This window comes from Synechococcus sp. R55.7 (assembly GCF_047461955.1).
Taxonomy (GTDB): domain Bacteria; phylum Cyanobacteriota; class Cyanobacteriia; order Thermostichales; family Thermostichaceae; genus Thermostichus.
Genome location: NZ_JANSIC010000056.1, coordinates 4,327 through 5,549, shown reverse-complemented (window position 1 = coordinate 5,549; position 1,223 = coordinate 4,327). Strand labels below are relative to the sequence as shown.

At 65.3% G+C, this 1,223-nt stretch carries 1 protein-coding gene and 1 pseudogene; one reads left to right on the top strand and one right to left on the bottom strand.

The window, feature by feature from the left end:
- Positions 1-306, top strand: a pseudogene (locus tag NW820_RS04545) (DNA replication and repair protein RecF); the annotation flags it as partial.
- A gap of 87 nt (positions 307-393) precedes the next feature.
- On the opposite strand, the gene NW820_RS04540 reads toward NW820_RS04545, so the two are convergent.
- Positions 394-1,223 (bottom strand): YifB family Mg chelatase-like AAA ATPase (locus NW820_RS04540; protein WP_414406805.1); only part of this gene is annotated, 830 nt, incomplete at its 5' end.

Here is a 1,223-nt window from a genome sequence, read left to right as displayed (position 1 = left end):
GCCGCCCGCGCCTACGGATCCCAGGGGCAGCAGCGCACCTTGGTCTTGGCCCTAAAGCTGGCCGAGCTGGAGCTGATCGAGCAGGTGGTCAGGGATCCGCCCTTGCTGCTGTTGGACGATGTGCTGGCCGAGCTGGATCTGCAGCGGCAAAACCAGCTCTTGGAAGCCATTCAGGAGCGCGTGCAAACCTTGGTTACCACCACCCATCTGGGATCCTTCGACGCCGGCTGGCTCAAGGCCGCCCAAATCCTTCAGGTGCAAGGGGGGCAGCTTTTTCCCAGCAAAACAGGGGATGGGATCCCGTAGGCCAGGCCGGAGCTCTGGCGGTAAGGGAAACTCCCTCTGGGAGGGGGGCTGGGGGTGGTCGCGTCAGCGGCGCCGAGCGCTTGGGCTTTACAGCCGAGCGCGATCCAGGCTGCGGTATTGAATCGCTTCGGCAATGTGGGTGGGGGCAATGGCCTCCGCGCCCTCGAGATCGGCGATGGTGCGGGCCACCTTGAGGATGCGGTCGCTCCCCCGCGCAGACAGGGCCAACTTTTGGATGGCGCTTTCCAAGAGCTTGCGACAGGGATCCGAAAGGGAGCACCACTGCCGCAGGTGGCGGGATTGCATCTGGGCGTTGCAGTGGATCCCAGGCTCGTTTTGAAAGCGCTGCCGCTGCCGTTGTCGTGCCCGCTCCACCCGCCGCTGCACCGCTTGGGAAGATTCGCCGCCCTGGGCGCGGACAATTTCTTCCGGCTTAAGGCGGTTGACCCGCACCTGCAGGTCGATGCGATCCAGCAGCGGGCCGGAGAGCTTGGACCAGTAGCGCTCCCGCTGTTGCGGCGTACAGGTGCAGGGGTGAACGGGATCCCCGTAGAAGCCGCAGGGACAGGGGTTGGTGGAGGCCACCAGGGTGGTTTGGGCGGGAAACTCTAGGGAAACGCGGGCGCGGGAGATGGTGACTTTGCCATCTTCCAGGGGTTGGCGCAGCACCTCCAGCACCTCCCGCCGGAATTCCGTCAGCTCATCCAGGTACAGGATGCCATGGTGGGCCAGCGAGATTTCCCCGGGCTTGGGGTAGGGGCCGCCACCCACCAGCGCCACTGCCGAAGCCGAATGGTGGGGAGCGCGAAAGGGCCGCTGGGCGATCAGGGGGGTCTGGCGTCCCAGGTGCAGGTTTTGCCGCAACAGGCCGGCTGCCGAGTAGATGCGGGTGATCTCCAACATCTCTTCCCACTGCA